Below are 21042 nucleotides of genomic sequence, written 5' to 3'. Positions count from 1 at the left end.
CCATCATGAACTACAAAACACTGACCCTGACCCTGCTGCTTGGCCTTGCCACCCAGACCAACCTGCAGGCCGAGGAGATGATGCACCATGAAGGGCACGATATGAGCCAGACGGGTGAGATGAGCGAACAGGGCGCAATGGTGATGACCAAGGGGGTCATTACCCGCCTCGATGAGGGGAGCGGCAAGGTCGGCATCAAGCACGAGGCGATCGAGAATCTCAAGATGCCCCCCATGACCATGGTCTTTCGAGTGGCAGATCCGGCACAGCTCAAGGGGCTGAAGGTGGGGGATGCCATCCACTTTCATGCCGAAAGCCAGAGCGGCAAGCTCACAGTGACAGCCATCCAGCCGCAATAAACGGCTCTGGCTCGCCAAGAGGTCACGATAGACAGTGACAACGCAAGAGGGAGGCATCAGCCTCCCTCTTCTTTTGCTCAACCTGTTCGTTGGGTCAACCTCTGGTGCGCATTGCACTCAGCTGCGGGTTTCCAGCAACTGCTCCACATCCTCGATCACCTTGAGAGCCGCCTGCGGGCCGCCGCTGGAGGTCCAGAGCGACCCGTCCACGGCGCCAAAGCGCTTGGCCTTGATCACCGGCAGCTGCTGGAACGCCGGGGTCTGCTCCGCCTGACGCATGGCATCCACCGCATCACCGCTGGCGCTCAGAGTGCCGACCACCAGCCAGTCAGCATCCAGCAGGTTGAGGGACTCCAGACTGAGCGCCGGTGAGTGGGGCGCGCCAGTCCCCTGTTGTTTGTCCGGACGCACCAGCCCCATCGACTCCACTACGCTGCTGGCAAAGGTGCCCTGATACATAAAGCTCGGCCCCTTGGGGTTCCAGCGCACTATGCTGATGCTCTCCCCCTGATGCTTGGCCAGCTTGCTGCGGGCCTGAGTCAACCGCTCGGCATACTGCAGCAAGAAAGTATCCCCTTGCTGGTCGCGGTTAAGGGTGTGGGCGGTGCGGCGGAAGCTGTCCTGCCACGGCTCACCCCACTTGCTGGTCACCACGGTCGGCGCGATCTCCCCCAGCAAGGTCAGCAGCTCGGGACGGGTCTGGCCGGTCAGGATAAGGTCGGGCTCCAGCGCAATCAGCGACTCCAGATTGGGGCTGTCGAGATCGCCGATCACCTGGATCCCCATATCCGCCTTGTTCAGCAAGTAGCGGGGCAAGGTAGGTTGACCACGGCCATTGACGGCGCCGATGGGGGTCAGCCCCAGGGTCAGGGTACTGTCGAGTTCCAGCTCGCTCAGCACCACCACCCGCGTTGGCTGGGCTGGCACCTGCACCTTCTGGCCAAACGCATCGGTCACTTCACGCATCTCCTGCGCCTGAACCAGCGGCGCGGCCAGCATCAGGATGGCTGCTGCCAGGGCGGCAAAACGCTTCATCATCTCACTCCTTCTCGTTGCACGGCCCGGATAATCGGCCGCGTGGATACACTCGGTGAGCCCACAGAACAGGCCCATATGACTCAACTCGCCGAACGCAGGGCGCAGCCATGTTCGTGGCGACGGGGCACGATAATGGGCGCCCCGTCGCCGGGGGCATGCAGAATGTCGACACTGGTCTGGTAGAGCTGGTCGATCAGGGATTTGGTCACCACCTCCCGGGCCGGGCCCATGGCGGCAATGGTCCCCTCGCCGATGGCGATCAGCTCGTCACAATAGCGGGCCGCCATCGCCAGATCGTGGATCACCAGCAGCACGGTTTTACCCTCGGCGGTGATGCGGTGAATCGCCTCCATCACCTCGGTCTGGTGGCCGATATCGAGGGCGCTGGTGGGCTCGTCGAGCAGCACCATGTCGCTGTCCTGCGCCAGGATCATCGCCAGCCAGGCCCGCTGCGCCTGCCCGCCGGAGAGGGACGCGGCGCTCTGCTGCCAGATGCTTTCAAGCTGCATCCGCTCGCAGGCGCTGCGCACCATGCGGGCATCCTCCTCGCCCCACTGATTGAACCAGCCCTGATGAGGGTGGCGGCCATACTGCACCAGCTGCTCCACCAGAATGCCGGCAGGCAGGGTTGGCCGCTGGGGCAGGTAGGCGAGCTCCCGCGCCAACCCCTTCATGGGGTAGCTGGCAAGCGGCTTGCCTTTGAGCAGGATCTCGCCGCGTTGGGCTTTCATCTGGCCGGATAGCAGCTTGAGCAGGGTCGATTTGCCGCAGCCGTTGGGGCCGACGATCCCCACCAGCTTGCCCCTCGGCACGCTGAAAGAGATGTCCCGCAAAATGGGGGTCTGCTGATAGGCGAAGTGGAGGCGATTTACGGTGAGCGTCATCAGTCAGCCCTCTGGCGATCGTTAACAAGAAGAAACAGCAGCAACAAGCCGCCGAGAATGCGGGTCATGATACCGGTCGCCACCTCGTGGGGGCTGGCCAGCACCCTGACCAGGGTATCGCTGGCAAGCAGCAACAGGGCGCCGCTAAGCGCCGCCAGCCAGAGCGGCACCACCCGGTCTTTCACCAGCCAAGAGGCAAGAATGGGGGCCGCCATGGCGATAAAGACCACGGGGCCGCCGATGGCGGTGCCGAGCGCCGCCACCAGAATGGCCTGGGCCAGAATGCCCAGTTGTACCCGATCGCCGTTGACGCCAAGCCCTCTGGCCATCTCGGGACCAAAGCGCAGCACCGCCAGCGCGCGGGAGAGATAAACGATCCACGGGCAGAGCACCAGCAACAGGATGGCGATAGGGGTGATGGTGCTGTAACCCACGGCGATAAAGCTGCCCATATTCCACAGATAGAGGGAGCTCAGGTGCAGCAAAGCCTGGGTGGACATCACAAACTGGCCGAGCGCCTCGAACAGCTCGGAGAGGCCGATGCCGATCACCACGAACAGATAGCCCTGCTCACCCGGTTTGCGGCAGAGGGCATAGAGCACCAGCGCCGCGAAGATAGCGCCGATGGGGGCAGCCCACCAGGGCCAGCTGCCTACCGTCAAGTAGAGGGAGAAGACGATGATGGCCAGAGAGGCCCCGTTGTTGACCCCCACCATGTCGGGTGTGGCCAGCCGGTTGCGAACCAGCGTCTGCACCAGACAGCCCGAGAGCCCCATGGCCGCCCCCGCCACCACCACCCCAAGGATGCGCGGCAACCGGATCTTGAACAGAGTGAGCTGCTCAAGCCGCGTCCCCTCCCCCAGCAGGGTGTTGACCACCCCGGCAAAACCGAGCTTGCCGCCGCCAACGCTCAGGGCCAGCAGCGCAAGCGCCAGCAGCACCACGGCCAGCAGAGCCAGCCAGCGCCAGCTCGGCAGATGGAGCAGCAAAGAGCGGTTGCCGGCCCGCAGGCAGAGCATATCGGTAGGTGTACGCATCAGCCCCTCACTTGACGGTCAGCAGGGTACGAAAGCCCCCGCGATGGACGATGGCGATCAGCACTGGTGCGCCGATCAGGGCCAGAATGACCCCGTTGGGCAGCTCGAACGGCTGGATCAGCCAGCGCGCCAGAATGTCGGCCAACAGCAGAAACAGCATGCCGAACAGGGCGGAGAAACAGACCTGCACCGACAGCTTCACCGGCTCCACCAATCGGCCACAGTAGGCGGCCAGAAAGCCGACAAAGCCGATGGGGCCGGCGATGGCGATGGCACTGGCGGTAAACAAGGTAGCGGCCAACAGCACGCCAATTCGCACCCGGTTTGGGCGGATCCCGAGCGCCTGGGCCTGACTGTCCCCCATCTGCATCAGGGTCAGCTGGCGACAGAGCAGCAAGGTGATGACAAACGCCGCCAGCACGAAGGGCAGCACGGCAATGATGGCATCGAGATTGGCCGCCGACAGGGAGCCGAGGTTCCAGAAGCGGTACTGCTCCAGCACCATCTTGTTGGAGAGCAGCAAAAAGCTGGAGAGACCGCCGAAGGTGGCCGAGAGCGCCACCCCGACCAGAATGAGCTTCAGCGGATTGGAGCGGCCAATCATCATACCAAGCCCCAGCACAATCACGTTGCCGAGCAGCGCGCCTAGTCCGGCCCAGAGCAGATAGCCGTAAGCGGACTCCACCCCAAACCAGGTGAGCCCCACCACCAGCGCAAAGACGGCCCCGGCGTTGACCCCGAGCAGGCCGGGCTCCGCCAGCGGGTTGCGGGTCGCACTCTGCAACAAGGAGGCAGCCAGAGATAAAGAGGCGCCGACCACCATGGCGCAGAGGGTGCGCGGCAGTCGCAAGGTATTGAGCACCATGGCGAGCTTCTCGTCGCCAGCCCAGCGGGCATCCCCCATCAGGTAGCCGAGCACCTCGCGAGCACCATAGACACCCGCACCGGTGGCGAGCGAAAGAGAAAGCAGTACGAACAGGAGGAACAATCCCAGCCAGAACAGCGAGGTCTGGTCTCTAAACACCCTTTAACTCCTTATGATTGCAATGCCATCTTGTTGAAATACATGTGGTTTTAATAAAAGTCGTCACCCGAGGTGATCCCCTGACAACAACGGAAGCCCGTCAGTGCGGGCTCCCGCTCAGCCACTACATCTTGTAGGCCACACCGGCATAGATAGTGCGCCGGTCGAGGATCTGATCGGCCTCGGTGGCAACCCTGTCACGCTTGGTATTGGTCAGGTTGTTGAGTCCGAACTTCAGATCCAGTGCCCGGGTGGCGTTCCAGACTGCCCCGACATCCAGGGTGTGGAATCCGGCGGTGGTCTCATAGGTGGTGCCGCTCATGCGCGGAACCGGAAGGATCTGGCTGCCGGTGTAGTTCCAGCCGAGCTGGGTACTCAGGCTCTCGATGACCTGCCACTCCAGCTTGGCGTTGGCGGTATGCTCCGGCGTCCGATAGAGATCCTTGCCGCTGGTCTTGTCTTCCCCGTCGATCAGGGTGACGTTGCTGGAGAGGGTTAGGTTATCGGTGAGATCAAACCAGCCGCTCAGCTCCACCCCCTTGATGCGGGCCTTGCTGACGTTCTGATAGGTCATCACCGCCGGACGCCAGGTGGAGGTCCATGCCTCGCTCTGGATCTTGTCCTTGATATCGTTGTGGAAGGCGGTAATCCCGGCGCCCCAGAACGAACCATCATAGGCGGTGCCCAGCTCGTAGCTGACGGCGGTTTCCGGCTTCAGATCCGGGTTGCCCACCACCGCGCAGCGACCGCGACAGGCAGCTACGGCATAATCCGGGTTGGACTGGGCAATGGTCGGCGCCTTGAACGCCTTGCCAATGCCGCCCTTGACCACCCAGTTGTCCGTCAGGCTGTAGAGGGCATAACCACGGGGGCTGAACTCGGTGCCATAGGTCTCGTGGTGATCGACCCGGCCACTCAGGGTCAACGCCAGATCGCCAAAGCCAAACTCATCCTGCAGATAGAGCGCGGTCTGGTTGACGCTGACATCGCCCCCCTTGAGGTTGACGTTATGCTTGAGTTCGGTGATGCGGTACTCGGCACCGCTGGTCAGCAGGTGGCTGCCCAGATTACCGCTCAGCTGGCCATCGAAGGTGTGGTTGGTCTGGCTCACATCGCCGCTGGTCTTGCTCAGCGCCGTCATCAGTTCGGAGTCGTCAAACAGGTCAACCTGCTCGAAGGCATAGCCGACCCGGCTGTCGAACTGATCCCAACGGCCGACGTGGGTGGCGTTGAGTCCCAGTCGTTCCATCTGCTGGATGTTGCGCGGCGTCTGGCCGTAGTTGTTCCAGTGGGCCTCGCGATCGTCTTTGGCGTAGTTCATCCCTACATCCAGATCCTGACGATCATCGATCAACCATTTGACGTTGGAGAGGATCCCCAGCTTTTCACGCTGCTCGATGGCATCGGCCTTGGGGTTGATGCTCTGCTCGCTCTGCCAGGCATCCCTGTGGTTCCCTTCCACCACCAGGTTGGCCAGCAGCTTGTTGTCGATCAGCGCCCCGCCCACATAGGCGCTCGCCTTGTTGATAGTCCCGCCGTGACCATCGGTGGGATCGCTGAAGGTATAGGTGGCCGCCGCTTCGGTCTTCTCCCCGGGTTGGCGCAAGATGACGTTGACCACCCCACCCAGCGCATCGGCACCGTAGAGGGAGGAGATGGGGCCACGGATCACTTCGATACGCTCAATGGCCGCCATCGGGATGGCGGAGAGATCGAAATCATTGCCATAACCGGAGGTAAGAGCATCGCGGGAGCTGATACGCCGGCCATTGACCAGCAACAGGGTGTAATCCCCCTCCAGCCCGCGCAACTTGATCTCGCTGCGGCCGTAGCTGGTAGCAGGGCTGATATTGACCCCCGGCAACTGTTTCAGAGCGCCGGTCAGATCATTGACATTGAGCTTGTCGAGCTCGGCCCGGGTCACCACAGAGACGCTGGCCGGGGCGGTCAGCTCGCTGTGCCGGGTTTTACTCGCCGTCACCACCATAGTTTCATGAGCGGCGACAGGCGCAGTCCCTTGGGCCAGAACTGGCAGGGTAAAAAGGGACAACACCAGCGGATGCACTGCAAATCGTCGGGATGATGTACGCATCATCAACACTCCACATAAAACAACCAGGGCCAACACCACCGACATCCCTGTCTGACCTCGCCAGACCCGGTGCAAAGTGATGGAGTTCATTGGCATGAACAGTCGTCCATGCCCCATCACCCCGAACATCAGTGCATTACGGCAGGCCCTGCGTTGTGCTATGCCACTCGCAGCCATCAATAACAAAAGCGCCATACCGACTGACATCGGGACGGCGCAATACTAAATGCAAATCATTTTTATTTGCAAGCGTGAATCAGGTATTCTTTCGCATCCGCTTAATTATCCATCACATCGTGACGGGTCTGGTGATAGGCCTCTTCACTCTTGCCCCGGCGCCAGTACGGCACGGCGTAGAGCGACTGACGATCCACCTCGAGCACGGAACGAAAATGGCGGCGCAGCGGCAGCACCAGCGCCTCTTCCCCACCCAGCCAGAAGAAGCCACCATCGCGCACCAGCGGCAGAGCAATCACATGCTCCAGCAGGCCGCTGGACTCGGGCTCACCGACAAACCAGTGACAGCGCACCCCGACCGGCAGCGTCAACGGTTGAGCATCGGCCCGATCCGGCACCAGAATCGCAATTTCCCCTCTGGCCTCGGCAGGCATCACCTCACACATCGCTATGATGGCGGGCAAGGCGGTGAGATCCCCTACCAGACAGTAGTGATCGGCCGGTTGCAGCATGGGGTTGGGACCACCCGGCCCGGAGAGGATCACCTTCTCTCCCGGCTTGGCATGGGTAGCAAAGGCGCTGGCGGGCCCGCCTTCACCGTGCAGCACGAAGTCGATATCAATTTCCTGCTCATCACGGCGAAACGCGCGGATGGTGTAGGTGCGGATAACCGGCTTGTCCGCCGGGTCACTCCAGCGCGGGCCGCTCGGGGTCATTGCAGGCAGCACCGGCTCTACCTGATGGGGCTGGGCCAGCATCACCTTGATATGGGCCCCACCGCAGGTAAAGGGATAGTCAGCCAACTCGCTGCCACCAAAGGTGATGCGACGCAAATGGGGGGTGATCTGGGTAATGGCTTTGACAGTCAGCAGACGGGGACGATTGGGAGGCAGAGATGGGGACACGATGGGGCTCCTCGTTGAGTGTGTCGCCCATGCTACACGCAAATAGGAATCACTATCAAATAAGATTATTTCTCGTCTAATAGCTACAAGCTGGATTCAAACATCCCCAACCACTGGCGTCCACACCCTAATCCAGAAATAGACTTTATGCACGCTAGCTCCATGATTGGGCAAAGAAAGCAGCCGGACAACGCCACCGTTACAAAGGGTTCCATTTGCTTATTTCGACCATAGTTTTTCGAGATCAAATTTTATTTCCCAATAAGTTTCCTATCCTTAGTGAAGCAGTTAATGTAAGCACAGGATGCCAAACAGGATTGTATGATGGATGACCAGATCCTGATTATTGATGATGACGATCTCTCCCTCCCCGACGCACAGCAAGCGGGCTGGAAGGTGATGATTGTTGACGATGAGCCTGAAGTGCATCGCATCACCAAAATCACCTTGAACAAATTCGAGTTTGACAATCGCCCCATCGATTTTCTGCATGCCTATTCCGCGGCGCAGGCCAAAGAGTTACTGGCCACCACCCCGGACGTTGCTCTGTTGCTGCTGGACGTGGTGATGGAGGTCGACCACGCCGGCCTCGATGTCGTCAAATACGTCCGTGAAGATCTGCAAAACAAGATGGTACGCATCGTGTTGCGTACCGGCCAACCCGGCCAGGCGCCGGAAGATGACGTGGTCACCAACTACGACATCAACGACTACAAGGATAAAACCGAGCTCACCTCCCAGAAGCTGCGCACCCTGCTGCGGGCCAGCCTGCGCTCCTATCGGGATATCCGAACCCTGGAGAGTAACCGCCAGGGGCTGGAAAAAGTCATCGAAGCCTCCAAGGGGATCTTTGAGAAACGGGCCTTGCGCCAGTTTGTCGAAGGAGCCCAGGAGCAGCTCAGCGCCTTGCTCCATCTGGGGGAAACCCAGATATACGACGTCAAGCAATACGCCTATGAGGTGAAGGATCAAGTATTGGAGCCCCTGCTCCCCGGCCATCCCGCCATGCTCCTCACGGACGCGCCGGAGATCCTGCGCCAGGCTATGAGCAAGCGCAGCAATGTCTATAACGCCACCCAGATGGTGCTCTACTGCCAGAATCCGCGCCACCACCTGCTGTTCCACATCGAGACCACCCGCCAGCTCAGCCAGATCGATACCAGTCTGCTGACCCTGTTTACCGAAAACATCATAGTGGCGCTGGAGAATATCCGGCTCAATGAGGTGATCGCCGACAACCAGCGGGAGATCATCTATCGCATCGGCGAACTGGTCGAAACCCGTTCAAAAGAGTCAGGGCTGCACGTCAAACGGGTCGCGCTCTATACCGAACAATTCTGCCACCTGATGGGCATGAGCGAAGAGCAGAGCGAGCTGGTGAAACGTGCCTCGCCGCTCCATGACATTGGCAAGGTGGGAATTCCCGATGCCATCTTGCACAAGCCGGGCAAGCTGACACCGGAGGAGTGGGAGATCATGAAAACCCACGCCCAGCTCGGGCAGGATATGCTCTCCGGCAGCGATTTGGCGCTGTTTCAGATTGGTGCCACCATCGCTGGCAATCACCATGAGAAGTGGAATGGCAGTGGCTATCCCCGCGGTCTGAAAGGGACGGATATTCCGCTGGAGGGGCGAATTGTGGCGCTGGCTGACGTGTTCGATGCCCTGGGTTCGGATCGCTGCTACAAGAAGGCGTGGCCGCTGGACAAGGTGCTGGCCCTGATTGAAGAGGAGAAAGGGCAGCATTTCGACCCCCAGCTGGTCGAGCTGATGATGGCCAATCTGGACAAGTTCCTCGAGATCCGCGAGCAGAACAAGGATGTCTATATCGGCGAACACTGATAGCCAGCTTGTTCTGTTTATGAACTCAAAAATACCGCCCTGCTTATCAGGGCGGTTTTCTATATCTGGCATCACGTCACTTCAGAGCGAGAAGTACGAGGGTTACTGCTCTGGCAGATTGAGATCCAGCTTGGCAGCAGGTTGTCCGGCTTGCTGATTCTCGGCCTGCGCAGCGGCCAGAGCACGCTTCAGGGCACGCCGTTTTTGTATCACCACAAACCCGACCCCACCCAATACCGCAAGCAGCACACCACCACCCGCCAATGCCCAGATCAGCCAGCCCATTTCCTCCTCTGCAGGAGCTTCATGGGTCGCCTCGGCACTGGAGGCCGGTGCGGCGGCCGACACCACCTCTACAGGAGGCGGCGGTGGTGGGAAGACATTGAAGGTTTTCACCGGCAACTCGATTTTCAGCTCACGGCCGAGGCGAGTGGTGCCATAGAGGGTTGCTTTCACCTCATGCTGACCGACCTCCTTGATGTTGGAGAGATCGATATCAAGCTTGGGATCGCTGGCGGTCTCGCTGAACTCGTAGAGGCCGCCCACATTGCTGGTCACACTCCCCTTGACAACCACGGAAGCGGGATCCAGCTCATCACGGTCGATTAGCAGTGAGAGCTTGGCACCCAGCTCATCCGAAGGCGGCGACAAGTTATAGCTGAACGGATAGGGGTAAAGCAGCACATCCTGATAACGGGCACGGACAAACACCTGATTGCCCGTGCTGAACATGGCGCGGTACTTGCCACCGGGAATATCCTGCAGCGTCACCTCCGCCGTCATAATGCCATCGCCCGGCACTTCGTCGAGCCCCTTGCCATCATCGCGATAGTGGCCAAGTACTTGATCCAGCACGACCTCTTTCTTATCGGCATCGCTGAACGATTGCAGCTTGACGGTCATGCCAAGGTCAGAGAGATAGTATTTATCTTTCGGCGACTGACCATTGATCAGCAACCACGCCTTGAGCTTGACCACCTCCCCCTGATAGAGCTGCATCGGCAGGGCGGCGATATCGAGCCGGATATCGGAGAGAATGCGCACCCGGTTGTCGGGATCCACCTCGCCAATCGCCTGCCAGGGGCCCGGCATGGGATTGCGCAGGGTAATGAGATCATGCTCCGGCAACGCCAGCCAACCCACATCGGCAGGTTTGACCTTGCCCACGTAAAGCTTGCTGCCATCGGGGCGAACCAGGATCACGGACGGGGTGCCCGGCTTGCGCTTGATGATGAAGGTGATCTCCTTCACGCCGTAATCGATGCGAAAGCGGTTATCCAGCAGCGGAATATCGGAAGGGGCAAATACCTCGGTCGCCGTCGCCCCCAGCGAGAGCAATAGCAGCAGACCGGCACACCACTTGCTCATTGCCGCCACAGACAACTTCCTCCTTTCTTATTTACCAGATCCAGTCTCGCCTCGTGCAGGGCCTGAACCTCGACGCTGGCACGCACCACCTTGAGGGCTGGTCGGTTGCTCTCTAACCGGCGAATACTGGTGTCCTGATTGCTTTCGTTTTCGTTGCTTTCGGTGGCCAGATTGAGTTTGGTCTGGCCGCCGGTCATCAGCAGGTAGACGTCCGCCAGGATCTCCGCATCGAGCAGAGCCCCGTGCAGGGTACGGTGGGAGTTGTCGATACCGTAACGATCGCACAGCACATCCAGGCTGTTGCGCTTGCCGGGGAAGAGATCCCGCGCCATCGCCAGGGTATCTGTGATGGTGCAGATATCCGCCGTCTTGAAGTTGAGTCCGAGCTTGCTGAACTCGTAGTCCATGAAGCTCACGTCAAACGGTGCGTTGTGAGCGATCAATTCGGCGCCGCGGATGAACTCGAGGAATTCGTCGGCAATCTGGCTGAACGACGGTTTGTCACGCAGGAACTCGTCGGTAATACCATGCACCTGGATCGCTTCTGGGTCGACCAGACGATCAGGCTTGATATAGACGTGATAGTGGTTACCGGTCAGCTTGCGGTTGATCACCTCCACACAGCCGATTTCGATAATGCGGTGCCCCAGATAGACAGGGCCGCCCGCCGTATTCATACCTGTGGTTTCAGTATCCAGAATGATCTGGCGATTCAGTTGGGGTGTGTTCATGATCCAATCTATGTCAAACTTCGGCTTTACTTACTCGCTAGTTTACCCCAAGCCTCATGTTAAAACAGATTGATTGCTCATGTTAAAACAGATTGATGTCTATACCGACGGCTCCTGCCTCGGCAATCCGGGCCCGGGTGGTTACGGGGCCGTGATGGTCTACGGCAAGCACCGCAAAGAGATTTCCGCCGGATTCAAGTTGACCACCAATAACCGGATGGAGCTGATGGCCGCCATCATGGGGCTGCGTACCCTCAACGAACCGTGCAAGGTGCGCCTCACTACCGACAGCCAGTATGTCCGCCAAGGGATCACCCAGTGGATCATCGGCTGGAAGAAGAAAGGGTGGATGACAGCCAACCGTCAGCCGGTCAAAAACGTCGATCTCTGGAAGGAGCTGGATGCGGAAGTGGGTCGCCACCAGATTGAGTGGCTCTGGGTGAAGGGTCACTCCGGCCACCCGGAGAACGAACGGTGCGACGAGCTGGCCAGAGAGGCCGCCTGCGGCAAGGATCTGGCCGAGGATACCGGCTACCAGCCCTGACGGGCCATTCCCGGTGTGGCGAGGGACTTTGGCAGTTGCCAGCGCCGCCGCACCGGGATCAGTGGAAAGCGCCGTTTACGGGCCGCAATCACGTATACCGATGCAAACGCCCTGCAATAATCCCGTCCGATACTCTCCCGCCACCAGCTGTGCCAGCTCTGTTTCCCCATAAACGAGTAACCAAAGCGCTCGTCGAACATCACCTCGCATCCTAACAGATGCAACCAGTCCGTCACCCGCCCCGGGGTGAACATCCGTGCCGACCAGGGCATTCTGCGCCGCAAGAACGGCACACAGTGACCGATCCCGACCAGACTCATGGGGTTATAACCACTGATGATCAGCCAGCCATCGTCGGTCAGCACCCTTTCGGCTTCGCGCAACACCTGATGAGGATCGGCAGAGAAATCGAGGCAGTGAGCCAGCAGGCAGGCATCGACGCTGCCGGTCCGTACCGGCAGATCGAGGGGGTCGCCATACATGTCGAGCAGCCGCCCGCCGGGGGCGACCCCGATCTGGTGACGAATGGAGGAGCGTTTGCAGGAGAGTTCAGCGCTCAGGGCGCCAATTTTCAGCAGATGATACCCAAACAGATTGGGGCACCAGTTGTCGAGCCGGTCCTGGATCTCGGCCGCCACCCAGTCCCCCATAGGCAATGCAGACCAGCTGGTCGGGATCTCGATTTGTTGTTCGGTACGTGCCACCTGCATAATAGGGCTCAACTCGGGGTTTCGAACGCCATCCTGTTATATAAGATACCCTCCCTAAAGAGAAGCAGACTCATGTATCCAGTGATCACAGTTCCAGCCTTTAATGACAACTACATCTGGTTGATCCGCCACGAAAATCACTGTCTGGTGGTCGATCCGGGCGATGCCGCACCCGTGCTGGAGCGGCTTGAGGCATTAGGACTGGTGCTCGATGCCATCCTGCTGACCCATCACCATCACGACCATGTCGGGGGCGTCACCGACCTGCTTGCCCACTTCCCCCACGCCCGGCTCTATGGCCCCAAACTTGACCCGATGCCGGATCACCACGGTCAGTGGCTGGAAGATGGCGATCAGATCAACTGGCACGGCCTCGCTCTCGAGGTGATCCATGTGCCCGGGCACACTCGCGGCCACATCGCCTACCACGGCAACGGCATGCTGTTTTGTGGCGATACCCTCTTCTCGGCCGGTTGTGGCCGCCTGTTTGAAGGGACGCCGGAGCAGATGTACCACTCGCTGCAACGACTCGCCGCCCTGCCCGATGAGACACTCATTTATTGTGCCCACGAGTACACCCTCTCCAACCTGCGTTTTGCCTATGCGGTCGAGCCGGACAACCCGGCGATCCGCCGCCAGATCGGGCTGATCAGCAAACTGCGGCAACAAGGACTGCCAAGCCTGCCAACCCGGCTGGGTGACGAACGCACTTTCAACATTTTTCTGCGCTGCGAACAGGATTCAGTGAAATTTTCTGCTGAAAAACATGGACTAAAATGCGTGGAAAATCCGGTAGATACCTTCACCATCCTGCGTCAGTGGAAGGACGTTTTTTGAACAAACCTTGATCAGGGGGCCATTGCCCCTTATGATGCGAGCTGTTTTTCCTAAAAATGACCGGAACGAGATGAAGGTACGAACGGCCTTATTGGCAGCGCTGTTGCTCAGCGGCTGCCAAAACCTGAGCCATCAGGATGACCGGGCGCTAACGGCAATCGAGCCGATCAAGTCCCCCCAGGTCAAGAAAAAAGCGCATAAAAAACACTCTTCCCATTTCCTGTTTGGCGATGAACAGCTGGACGAAATGGAAGATACGGACAATCTGTGGGTGCGTATCAGCGATGATATGCAACTGGAAACTCCGGACAATCCGCGCATCCGCCAGCAACGTGAGTGGCTGTTGCGCAATGATAAGCATCTGGCGACCATTGCCAGCCGGGCTGAACCCTACCTCTATCTGATGGTAGAGGAGATTGAACGGCGTGAGCTGCCAATGGAGCTTATTACTGTCCCGATGATCGAGAGCATGTTTGATCCTCATGCCCGATCCCGCAGCAATGCCGTCGGACTCTGGCAGTTTGTGCCAGCGACAGGCAGAAACTTCGGTCTGCGCCACGACAACTGGTATGACGGACGGCGCGATGTGCTGGCCTCCACCAATGCGGCGCTCGACTATCTGGAGTACCTGAACCGCTTCTTTGACGGTGACTGGCTGCAGACGCTGGCCGCCTACAATGCCGGGGAAGGACGGGTGCGCAACGCCATCCAGCGTAACCAGCGCGCAGGCAAACCGACCGACTACTGGTCGCTCGATCTGCCCCGCGAAACCCGGATGTATGTGCCCAAGATCCTCGCCATGGCTGACATGATCAGCAATGCGGACAAGTACAATATCCAGTTGCCGGTGCTCGCCAACGAGCCGAAGCTGCGAGTGGTGGAGACCGGCAGCCAGATCGATCTGAACGTGGCCGCCCAACTGGCAGGTCTGCGCACCTCACAGCTCAAGGAGGTCAATCCGGCCCTGAGCCGTGGTGTGATGTCGCCCCGTGGCCCTTACCGCCTGCTGGTACCGGTAGAATATGCCGATACCCTGGAGCTGGCACTGGCCGATCTGCCCAAGAGCGAGCGTATTCGTACCCGCTCCTATCAGGTCACCAGTGGCGATACCCTGTCGCGCATCGCCCAGAATCATGGCGTCAGCGTGAACGAGCTGAAGCTGGCCAACAATCTGCGCAGCAACAACCTGCGTCGCGGTCAGCAACTGGTGATCCCGACCCACGGTCAGGTCAGCAGCAAGGCCAGCTCCGCCAGCAAACCGCAACAGCTGGCAAGCCGTGGCAGCAGCCAGAAGGCCAAAGTCAGCTACAAGGTGCGCTCGGGTGACAACCTGTGGAGCATCAGCCAGGCACACGGCGTCTCCCACGAAGAGCTCGCCAAGTGGAACGGTCTGAATGCCAAGTCGGCGCTCAAGCCAGGCATGAAGCTGGTGGTCTATCCCAAGCAAGGGAAGAAGAGCGACAAATCGATGGTGTATCAGGTTCGCCGTGGCGACTCCATCTCCTCCATCGCGGCTCGCTTCCAGGTGGCCATCAACGATGTGATGCGCTGGAACCAGCTGGATAAAGGGGATTACCTCAAGCCCGGTCAGGAGCTGACCCTGTTTGTGAAGAACAACAGCTAAGCCTCACCGCTTGAACCCGATAAAAAACGGGGCCAGTCATCTGACTGGCCCCGTTTTTTATTACTGCGGCTAACCGCTGCTGTGTCTGAACCGCCGACTAAAACAATGGCTTGGCGCTACCTGCGGATGCATCACCGCTCTGTAGGCAAAACTATCACCGCTATTCCCAGAGCCTTGTCGGCACCACCATCAGCACGGTGCGCTGACCGATCGCCACATTGGCATTGGGGAAGACCACCGCCTCACGCGGCTTCTCGACCGTGTAGCGCAGCTCGCCATCCTCGGCCAGCACGAACCCTTGGGGGAATTCGGTGAAGTTGTCGACATCGCTGGCGAACAGGAAGCGAAAGTCCGCCGATTTTTTGGTGATCACCCGATCGATGGCAAACAGGGTGAAATCATCCGCCCGCCACGGCTCCAGCGCCACCTCATCCTGAGTGACCAGCTCCTGCAGCGCTTGGCGGGTTTCGATAAAGCGGGTCATATCGTTCTCGCCAAATGGCCGCACCTTGCCCAGCTCCACCGTGAAGGCATGGGCGCCATGCTGGCGGGAGCTATAGTAGCTGAAGGTCGTGGTCGGGCTGGCGGAGAGCAGTATGGTGCGCACCCCGCAGGCGCCGAGGAACTGCACCTGCTCGCGGCAGTGAGGCCGCTCGTGGGGGAAGGGGTAGACGGCAAACTTCTCGTGGCGCGAACCGCGAATGGCGGTGTGCAGATCGTAGTGGTAGCGGGGACGAGCCGGATCGGCAAAGAAGCGGCTCACATACTGCTCGAGGCGCATGGCGCGGATCCGCTCCCGATTGCAGAGCCCCTCCCCCTTGCTGTGTGCTCCGGAGAAGAGCCGGTTCATGTTCTCCTCCACCTCCCGCAGCCCCAGATTCATCGCCGCCGGATTGCCAAACAGGAACAGCACCCGATGGCGGGCGCTCAGCTCGCCTGAGAGCAGACGACTCAGCAGCTGGTTGCAGATCTCGATGGGGGCAGTCTCGTTGCCGTGAATACCGCAGGAGAGGACGATATCCTTGCGTCCTCCCGGCTGGTCGCCCGCGCCACTGGCAGGCTCCAGACAGAGCACGCCCGTATCCCAGACGCAGACCCGCGCACCATCGGGCAGGGCAAACTCAAAGGGCTCAAGCTGCCACTCATGGCTGCGGGTCAAGGCCAAAAAATCGTGCTGGGGAATCATCCGTCTCACCCTCTCGCGCTGGAATACTATGGCCGGATTATACGCAAGGCATCGCGGCTTAAAATCGTTTTTTAAACAAATTCAAACATTAACGATACAAGTGTGATAACAATCGAACGACGACAGCAATGGCAGTAGCAATGTGGAATAAAGAGGAGAGGAAAAAGGACCAACAAATAACAGGGGGAAAACGGGGGATATAAAACAGACAATGACAGACTTGGCGGCCGGGCGCCACGGGGCAGAACAGCAAACGACTCATCAGAAAAACAAGGCATCCATGCCCGGCTGATCAACCACGCCAGAACGGCTTGGTGGTCTCTTGATAACGGTCAGCTTCGTTCAGGCCGATGTCTTTGAGCAGGTACTCGGGCAGCTCGGAGAGCTGGCGACGGCTGCGGCTGCGCTCCAGCCAGGTCAGAACGGTCATTTTAACGCGAGCAACCAGATTCAATTGGCTGGAATGCTGGTAACCGGTTTCGGTATAAGTCATGTTGGCCATGATGTGGCTCCTCTGAATATTTGTTTACGCACTGGGCTTTATTTGATGCGCAAAGCTTAGTCAGGGAGCAGGGCCGACTCAATTGACGAATTTTGATACGTTACATTAGGAAAACTAATAGTAAAAAACTGACTGATACAATTTTAATGCTTTGATTTATAAAGAATAATTAAGTCACTATTCGACCATCAACGGCCCGCAGCATATTGTGCTGCATGGCACCACCTTACATATGCAATTTACCGCATTGCCTATGCACTCGCCAATGGACGCGCCATGGCTGGCAACCCCGTCATTACATTCTATTGTTAATTCTTCGATCTCTTGGTGATCTTAAATTAACACAATGAAACATAAAACAAACTTACTTTTCCTCCCGCGCAGCTCCCTCGATGAAGACCCGAAAACGCCCCTCTTGGCGCGCAACCGGCATGCTGGTATGGTTATTTATACAGTAGTTTATTCCTCTGCCCTGACGCCATCGTTTATGCCGTCAGAGGCGGATGAAACCACAGGATCATCGATGGATACCTTTACCCCGACCGCCGCCCTGCGTCAACAGATGGCCGCCATTGAAGCCGCTCTCAACCAGCTGGCCGATCTGCTTGGCCAGCTCGAACTGCAGGAGGCCCATGTTTATCCCCTCCCCCCGGTGCCACAGGGGGAAGAGCACGACCCGATCGAGCAAATTGAGGTGGGCTATCTCAACGGTGAAGCCGCGCTGGCGGCCACCCTCGCCGCTTATCGGGACCACAGCGCCCGTCCCGGCTGCTCCACCAAGGCGACTCACCGGTTGCCCGGCTGGTTGCGCTTTCCTGCCGCCGCCGCTCCGCTGATCCAACCGCTGGTTGAGGAGATCAACCAGCACAAGCTCGATTTCAAGGCGTTGGTGCAGCAGGCGGGGGGACGGGACGAGAAGTTCGAGCTGGTACATACCGCCCTGCCCGGAGTGATCACCTTGCAGGTCTACCGCAAACTGACCCTGTTGGCAGGGGAGCTGCAATCCCTCGGCTTTACCTGGGCTGACAAGCAGACCATCAATCGCCTAAGTCGCGAGCAGGTGCTTGAGATGCTGGAGCGCAGCCGCCGCTATATACCGGCCCTCTCCAACAACGAGGAGTGGAGCAAGATGGTGGATCAGGAGGTCTATGACATTCGCCGTCTGCCCGCCGATGCCGAGCTGCGGATCCGCCGCCCGGTCAAGACCCACCCGATGATCAACCTGCTCTGGCTGGAGCGCACCCCGCGCAAGCAGCAGATCAAGGCGAGCCTGCCTCTGCTGCTCTGCTCGGATACCCCGCCTGCAGTCACCCATCTGGGCAACTATCCCCCCAAGAGCCGGCAGGCGCGGCGAGATCGCAAGATTGGCGGCGAGCCCATCATCGAGCGGCTGCACCTCTATCTCTATCAGGGGTGACTGGATCAGGAATAGCTGGATCAGGGATAGCTGGGCCGCCTTGCCGCGATAAACGAAGTATCCCGCATCAGCACCCCAAATAAGAAAGGGGAGAACATCCTGGATGTTCTCCCCTTGTCTGTATCGATAGGTGGTGTGGAAGGCGGCGTCGCCAATCAGCCCATCAGCAGGGCCCGCAAGCTCTCCACATCCAGCCCGCGCACCTCGGACTGGCCGCTCAGCAGGCCATCGGCCAGCGCCCGCTTCTCGTCGTGCAGAGCGACGATCTTCTCCTCCACCGTCTGCTCGCACACCAGCCGGTACACGGTCACCGGCTGGGTCTGGCCCATCCGGTGCGCCCGATCGCTCGCCTGATCTTCCACCGCCGGGTTCCACCAGGGATCGAGGTGCAGCACGGTATCGGCCTGGGTGAGGTTGAGGCCGGTCCCCCCTGCCTTGAGGCTGATGAGGAACAGCGGCACCTCCTCGTGGCGAAAACGCAGGATGGAGTCCTGACGGGACTTGGCAGAGCAGCCCCCATCCAGATAGCAGTAATCCCAGGATTTCTGCTCGATGCGGGCCCGCAGCAGGCTCAGCAGATCGACGAACTGGCTGAACACCAGCACCCGATGACCGCCGTCGATCGCCTCTTCCAGCAGGGCCATCGCCTCGTCCAGCTTGCTGCTGGTCTGTGACCACTCGGGCATCACCAGCTCCGGTGAGCAGCAGAGACGGCGCAGCCGGGTCAGGCCACTCAGCACATGCATCAAGGCGCGGCCATCGGCGCTTTGCACCTGCTGCACCACTTCCCGCCGGGTCGCCTCGTAGAGCTGGCGCTCTTCGGGGGAGAGGCTGATGTGGTGGATGATCTCGGTCTTGTCCGGCAGCTCGGTCAGCACCTGCTGCTTGAGACGGCGCAGGATGAAGGGGCTGATCACCGCCCGCAGCAGCGCCATGTGCTGGGGATCCTTGACCGCCTTGCCAAAGCGGCGCTTGAACTCGCCAAGGCTGCCGAGCAGCCCCGGGTTGATAAAGGTGAAGAGGCTCCACAGCTCCCCCAGATGGTTCTCGATGGGGGTGCCGGAGAGGGCGAGGCGAAAATCGCCGTCGAGCTGGAACAACAGCTTGGCGCGCTGGGTGCCGGCGTTTTTGATCTGCTGCGCCTCATCAAGCACCATGGAGGACCAGCGGCGGGACTTGAGCGCCTCCGCCAGGCTGCCGAGCATGCCGTAGTTGATGAGGATCACCTGACCGGCCTTGGCCTCGCGAATAATCCCCTCCCGCTCGGCCGGATTCTCGAACACCACCACATCCAGCTCGGGGGCGAAACGGGCCACCTCCTCCTGCCAGTTGGTGACCACTGACTTGGGCACCACCACCAGCGCAGGGCCAAGGTGCTGGCGCATGCGCAACACAATCAGCGCCTGCAGCGTCTTGCCCAGACCCATGTCATCGGCCAGACAGGCACCAAAACCGTGATGGGCCAGGGTCGCCATCCAGCGCACCCCCTCTTTCTGATAGTCCCGCAGGGAGGTAAGCAGCTCGTCCGGGCAATCGACCTCCTGCTGCCACTCCTGCTGAAGGGATTGCCACGCTGCATCCCCTTCGGTGGTAATGACCGAGAGCAGGCGAGTGAGCGGATAGGCCAGCTTGTTGTTGATCCGCTGCTCTTCATCGAGCATGGCCCCCAGCATGGTGAGCCGCTCCACCAACTTGTCGCTCAGCATCAGGCTGGTCTTCTCGTCGAGCTGAACGGTGCGCTGCCCCGGGGTCATCTGACGCAGAATAAGGCGCAGGTCGAGGATCTGGTGCTCATCAAGCGCCAGCGCCCCTTCGACCTGGAACCAGTCCTGCCGCCGCTCGATGCGCAGGCTCAGAGCCGCTTCATCGAGGCTCTTGAGGCGAGCGCTGTCCTGATGCCAGTGAATGACCACGCCGGCATCCACCAGCTCGGGCAGGGCATTGACCAGCGCCAGCGCCTGTTCCCCCTGCAGCAGCCACTCGCTGCCGGGCAGGCCGATGGGCAGTTGATTGCGCAGTAGCTGGGCCTGCCCCTTCTCGGCCCCGAGATCCCGCTGCCAGTAGTGGTACGCCTTGATCCCCTGCCGCACGATCGCCTCCCCCTTGCCAAGGGGCTGGGGCGGCAGATCCTCAAAGCGGGTCACCAGCTTGACCGACAGCTGACCATCCTGCCAATCCAGTTGCACCGAAGGAATGCCCGGCCAGGGAGCCAGTTCGGCGTTGCCGCTAAGCCCCGCAACCTGACTGTGCCAGGGCAGCTCGGGAATGGCGTCCAGGGTGCGTTGCAACTCGGCCAGCCCCTCGGCGGGCAGCAGCGGGATGGATTCGAGCGCTGGCAAGCGGTCGAGCAGCGGCTGCGGAGTGAGGATCAGCTGCCACAGATCCTGCGCCAGCGGCATGATATGGGCCCCGCGGGCGGCCGCATCGGGGCAGAGCTGCGCGCTCATCCCCTGTTCGGTGGCCACCACCTGCAGCAGGGGGGCGCTGATGGCCAGTTGCAGCTTTTGCCCCTTGGCGTTGAACAAACGGGGGTGATCGGCCAGCGGCGCCCAGACATCCCGCGGCAGTCGTCCCATCACCCGTGGCAGGGTGCGAACCAGTGCCCAGTCGTGCTCATCGAGCATGGCTGCATACTGGGTAGAGAGCAGGGCCGGATCGACCCGGCGACCGGCGGTCCACTCCCCCTTGGTGCTCAGCTTCTGGATCTTGCACTCCAGCTCGGGGCCGTCGGCATGGAGCAGCCACACCAGCCGCTCCTGCGGCTT

The 21042-nt window shown here is 60.0% G+C and carries 18 protein-coding genes; 6 read left to right on the top strand and 12 right to left on the bottom strand.

What is annotated here, in order from left to right; translation table 11 throughout:
* The first annotated feature begins 5 nt into the window (after positions 1-5).
* A complete protein-coding gene (locus tag AACR14_RS13975; protein ID WP_019446612.1) occupies positions 6-359 on the top strand; it encodes a copper-binding protein in 354 nt (117 codons plus the stop codon).
* Positions 360-476: 117 nt separating this feature from the next.
* On the opposite strand, the gene AACR14_RS13970 is transcribed toward AACR14_RS13975, so the two are convergent.
* The 6 genes from AACR14_RS13970 to AACR14_RS13945 form a co-directional block, all read right to left on the bottom strand.
* Entirely contained in the window at positions 477-1394 is a 918-nt protein-coding gene (locus AACR14_RS13970) for an ABC transporter substrate-binding protein (RefSeq protein ID WP_019446611.1), read from the bottom strand.
* A gap of 83 nt (positions 1395-1477) precedes the next feature.
* Positions 1478-2281, bottom strand: coding sequence for an ABC transporter ATP-binding protein (locus AACR14_RS13965; protein WP_019446610.1), 804 nt, complete (start codon positions 2279-2281; stop codon positions 1478-1480).
* Entirely contained in the window at positions 2281-3318 is a 1038-nt protein-coding gene (locus AACR14_RS13960) for a FecCD family ABC transporter permease (protein ID WP_019446609.1), read from the bottom strand. Before AACR14_RS13960 ends, AACR14_RS13965 begins: the two co-directional genes overlap by 1 nt.
* 7 nt (positions 3319-3325) lie before the next feature.
* Positions 3326-4342 carry a FecCD family ABC transporter permease gene (locus tag AACR14_RS13955; RefSeq protein ID WP_019446608.1) on the bottom strand — a complete coding sequence of 339 codons (1017 nt, stop codon included), beginning with the start codon at positions 4340-4342 and terminating at the stop codon, positions 3326-3328.
* Positions 4343-4466: 124 nt separating this feature from the next.
* A complete protein-coding gene (locus tag AACR14_RS13950; protein WP_026035097.1) occupies positions 4467-6434 on the bottom strand; it encodes a TonB-dependent receptor domain-containing protein in 1968 nt (655 codons plus the stop codon).
* 278 nt (positions 6435-6712) lie between these two features.
* Positions 6713-7516: a siderophore-interacting protein gene (locus AACR14_RS13945; RefSeq protein WP_019446606.1), complete on the bottom strand. Its 804-nt coding sequence runs from the start codon at positions 7514-7516 to the stop codon at positions 6713-6715.
* A gap of 324 nt (positions 7517-7840) precedes the next feature.
* On the opposite strand from AACR14_RS13945, the gene AACR14_RS13940 reads away from it, so the two are divergent.
* Positions 7841-9358, top strand: a complete 1518-nt coding sequence (locus AACR14_RS13940) for an HD domain-containing phosphohydrolase (protein WP_019446605.1) — start codon at positions 7841-7843, stop codon at positions 9356-9358.
* Between the two features lie 102 nt (positions 9359-9460).
* On the opposite strand, the gene AACR14_RS13935 is transcribed toward AACR14_RS13940, so the two are convergent.
* A complete protein-coding gene (locus AACR14_RS13935) occupies positions 9461-10726 on the bottom strand; it encodes a TIGR03503 family protein (RefSeq protein WP_026035096.1) in 1266 nt (421 codons plus the stop codon).
* The gene (gene dnaQ / locus AACR14_RS13930) at positions 10723-11457 is read right to left on the bottom strand and encodes a DNA polymerase III subunit epsilon (RefSeq protein WP_019446603.1); all 735 of its coding nucleotides are present in this window, start codon (positions 11455-11457) and stop codon (positions 10723-10725) included. Before dnaQ ends, AACR14_RS13935 begins: the two co-directional genes overlap by 4 nt.
* 79 nt (positions 11458-11536) lie before the next feature.
* On the opposite strand from dnaQ, the gene rnhA reads away from it, so the two are divergent.
* The gene (gene rnhA / locus AACR14_RS13925) at positions 11537-12001 is read left to right on the top strand and encodes a ribonuclease HI (protein WP_005353268.1); all 465 of its coding nucleotides are present in this window, start codon (positions 11537-11539) and stop codon (positions 11999-12001) included.
* Here rnhA and AACR14_RS13920 read toward each other — a convergent pair.
* Entirely contained in the window at positions 11989-12711 is a 723-nt protein-coding gene (locus AACR14_RS13920) for a methyltransferase domain-containing protein (RefSeq protein WP_005361718.1), read from the bottom strand. The two genes, rnhA and AACR14_RS13920, sit on opposite strands and share 13 nt — an antisense overlap.
* Positions 12712-12783: 72 nt before the next feature.
* Between AACR14_RS13920 and gloB the strand changes: the two genes are divergently transcribed.
* Complete coding sequence (gene gloB, locus AACR14_RS13915) at positions 12784-13548, top strand: hydroxyacylglutathione hydrolase (protein ID WP_005337817.1); 765 nt, start codon at positions 12784-12786, stop codon at positions 13546-13548.
* Positions 13549-13618: 70 nt separating this feature from the next.
* The gene (locus tag AACR14_RS13910; protein WP_005361719.1) at positions 13619-15172 is read left to right on the top strand and encodes a lytic transglycosylase; all 1554 of its coding nucleotides are present in this window, start codon (positions 13619-13621) and stop codon (positions 15170-15172) included.
* A 160-nt stretch (positions 15173-15332) separates the two neighbouring features.
* On the opposite strand, the gene astE is transcribed toward AACR14_RS13910, so the two are convergent.
* Both astE and AACR14_RS13900 read right to left on the bottom strand, forming a co-directional pair.
* On the bottom strand, positions 15333-16358 hold the full coding sequence (gene astE / locus AACR14_RS13905; RefSeq protein WP_019446601.1) for a succinylglutamate desuccinylase: 1026 nt from the start codon (positions 16356-16358) through the stop codon (positions 15333-15335).
* A gap of 292 nt (positions 16359-16650) precedes the next feature.
* Positions 16651-16860 carry a DUF1127 domain-containing protein gene (locus AACR14_RS13900; protein ID WP_005337823.1) on the bottom strand — a complete coding sequence of 70 codons (210 nt, stop codon included), beginning with the start codon at positions 16858-16860 and terminating at the stop codon, positions 16651-16653.
* Between the two features lie 523 nt (positions 16861-17383).
* Here AACR14_RS13900 and AACR14_RS13895 point away from each other — a divergent pair.
* Positions 17384-18277: a DNA replication terminus site-binding protein gene (locus AACR14_RS13895; protein WP_019446600.1), complete on the top strand. Its 894-nt coding sequence runs from the start codon at positions 17384-17386 to the stop codon at positions 18275-18277.
* 155 nt (positions 18278-18432) lie between these two features.
* On the opposite strand, the gene AACR14_RS13890 is transcribed toward AACR14_RS13895, so the two are convergent.
* On the bottom strand, positions 18433-21042 hold a 2610-nt coding region (locus AACR14_RS13890), incomplete at its 5' end, for a DEAD/DEAH box helicase (RefSeq protein ID WP_019446599.1).

Origin of the sequence: Aeromonas sp. 159 (assembly GCF_963862045.1) — a bacterium.
Taxonomy (GTDB): Bacteria; Pseudomonadota; Gammaproteobacteria; order Enterobacterales; family Aeromonadaceae; genus Aeromonas; species Aeromonas veronii.
Note: the sequence above shows the minus strand (reverse complement) of the source record. Positions and strands in the feature narration are given on the sequence as shown.